General features: G+C 67.1%; 3 protein-coding genes. 1 reads left to right on the forward strand and 2 read right to left on the reverse strand.

Annotation, left to right across the window (positions count from 1 at the left end):
• Nucleotides 1-238: 238 nt before the first annotated feature.
• Nucleotides 239-754, reverse strand: coding sequence for a JAB domain-containing protein (locus tag VFG33_RS19830; protein ID WP_325054399.1), 516 nt, complete (start codon nucleotides 752-754; stop codon nucleotides 239-241).
• Between the two features lie 165 nt (nucleotides 755-919).
• Here VFG33_RS19830 and VFG33_RS19835 point away from each other — a divergent pair, with 165 nt between their 5' ends.
• Nucleotides 920-1165 (forward strand): hypothetical protein, encoded by a 246-nt coding sequence (locus VFG33_RS19835; RefSeq protein WP_325054400.1) that lies wholly within the window; start codon nucleotides 920-922, stop codon nucleotides 1163-1165.
• A gap of 195 nt (nucleotides 1166-1360) precedes the next feature.
• Here the strand turns inward: VFG33_RS19835 and VFG33_RS19840 are convergent.
• On the reverse strand, nucleotides 1361-2229 hold an 869-nt coding region (locus tag VFG33_RS19840; RefSeq protein WP_325054401.1), incomplete at its 5' end, for a DUF932 domain-containing protein.

Below are 2229 nucleotides of genomic sequence, written 5' to 3' on the forward strand. Positions count from 1 at the left end.
GTGACGAACGCGAAGTAGATCCGCGTGTGGTGGCCGATCGTCACCGTGATGTTGGGTGTGAGCGACCGTTCAGTCATGGGGTTCTCCTTTCTTCGAGATCCCCCGACGCTTCGATAAATGCCCTCCGTGTGAAGTCCCGAGGCCGAGTCAAGGCCGCGCCAGCGGCGAGCGGAGCGAGCGAAGCCTTGACGCGGCTGAGGACTTCCACAGAATGCGAAGGTCGAAGCGGCGGGCATGGTTACTCTCCGTAGCTCCTCTTCGTGAGCTGGCCGCCTTCGTGGAAGCTGAAGTAGCGGCCGTCGTCGCCGACGATCAGGTGATCGAGCAGCGCGATGTCGAGCACGTCGGCCGCGGCGCAGAGACGCATCGTGAGCCGCGCATCGTCCGGACTCGGGGTGGGATCGCCGCTCGGATGGTTGTGAACGACCATCAGGCCGGTCGTGCCCGGTGTGAGACACGCGGGCAGAAACACGTCCGGCATGGACACTGGCGTGCTCACGCGCGTGCCGCGCGAGAGCAGATGCCAGGCGAGCAGGCGATAGCGGGTGGAGAGGCAGGCGACGCCGAAGACCTCGACGGGCTGATCGGCGATCAGCGGCGCGAGGACGGAGGCCGCATTCCGTGGGGTGTTCAGGGCCACGGAGGGCACATCGACCACGCGCCCGTCGCTGCCGCGCAGCGAGCGGTAGGCGTAGACGAGTTCGCGCACGCGGTGGCCGCGTGGCAAGGCCGGTGCGATATGGACGTCGTTCATCGGTAGCTCCTTTCAGTGCGGACGCGGCCCTGAGAGCCGCGCCCGTGACGAACGTCGGCGGCGTCGTGAGCAGTCGCAGCCGAAGGTGTTGAGTTCTGCTTCCAGGGAACCGACCCCGAGCCCGACGCGCTTGCCCGTGCGAGACAGGTCGTAGAGCGACCAGCTGTGGCGCAGGAGCAGGGCGATGGCGACCAGCCGTGGGAACTGGCTGGCGGGCACACGGGAGATGGGGCCGACGAGTCGATCGAATTCGTCAGTGACGTGGAGTTCGTCGAGGAGAGTGGTGACGAGGCCGCGCGTCCACCCGAGACTGTGGGCACCATCGGCGAGTTCCTGCAGAACGTCGCCGCGGTGGTGTTGTCTCCAGTGTTGGACCTGGACGCGCTCAGGCGTCCAGGTGCGAGGCTGTAGTTTCGTGACTCGTCGGCGGACAGAGCGGTCGCGCATGGCAGACACCTCCGGCAGAGCGCCTGGCTCTGGGAGCGAAGGCGGCCACCTTGCGCGACGGTCTGTCGCGAGGGGCGGGTGATGGACGTGGCGTAGCGCCAGCGTCCGCTGCGACGTGGGTGGGGCCGCGGGCTGAGCCCTGACGGCGAATGACCGGGCCTAGTGGACCGTGGTCAGGAGGCGGCTGGCGGCGCGATCGAGGGCGAAGCGGCCGTCCTGCCAGGGGGTGCGCTGACTCAAACGCGTGAGCCCTTGCACGTAGCCCCAGACGGAGCGGGGATTCGACTCGAACGTCTCCGCGAACGTGTACGCCTCTCCAGCCTGCTTCTGCGACAGATCCAGTCGCTGCACGGCTGTCTCGATCACCGCCTCACGACTCGATCCGAGTTCCTGGGACTGCGCCCGCAGGAGCACGAGCCGATCGTTGGCGACGTCTGCATCCAGGGCGGAGCGCACGCTCTCGAGAGAGGTCGTCCACTCGTCCTGAATCGACGTTCCCACGTGTCGGCGCCGGAAGCCGACGACGTGCTGAAATCCCCAGATGATGTGGTTGCCGCACACGGCGCGGAACAGGAACATATCCAGGGTGAGGGCGGCGGCACCGACGTCGCTGTTCCGGAGAATGAATCCGCGGAACAAACCAGCGTGCGACGGATCGGTCGGGTCGTCGAGATCGCGGTTGCCGTCCACGAGGAACAGAAACATGTCTCGGTCTCCCAGGTAGGCGCCGGACGGAACCCGTTCAGCGCCGAACACACCGTCCTTGTAACCGAGCGGCAGGGACCAGGCCGGATGCTGGGCCATGAGGTCCAGCACTCGGCCGGCCAGCTCGTCGTGGTGGACCCGCGCGTACCTCGGAGAGGTGACGGCGTGAACAGTCCACGGATCGTCGCGGTCCACGAGGAGCTGTTGCTGCTCGCGACGTTGACGGCGCAGCCCGTAGTTGATCGCGTCGGATGCGATCTCCGCGGGCAACGTCCGGAGGTATTTCGGCGGCGCCGCGGCTATGCCGGCGAGCTGCTCGAAGC

The organism is Kribbella sp. (assembly GCF_035687465.1).
Lineage (GTDB): Bacteria > Actinomycetota > Actinomycetes > Propionibacteriales > Kribbellaceae > Kribbella.

Bases quoted from the DNA above. Each gene is read 5' to 3' on its own strand.
- VFG33_RS19830 (WP_325054399.1), bottom strand. From the start codon at position 754: ATGAACGACGTCCATATCGCACCGGCCTTGCCACGCGGCCACCGCGTG.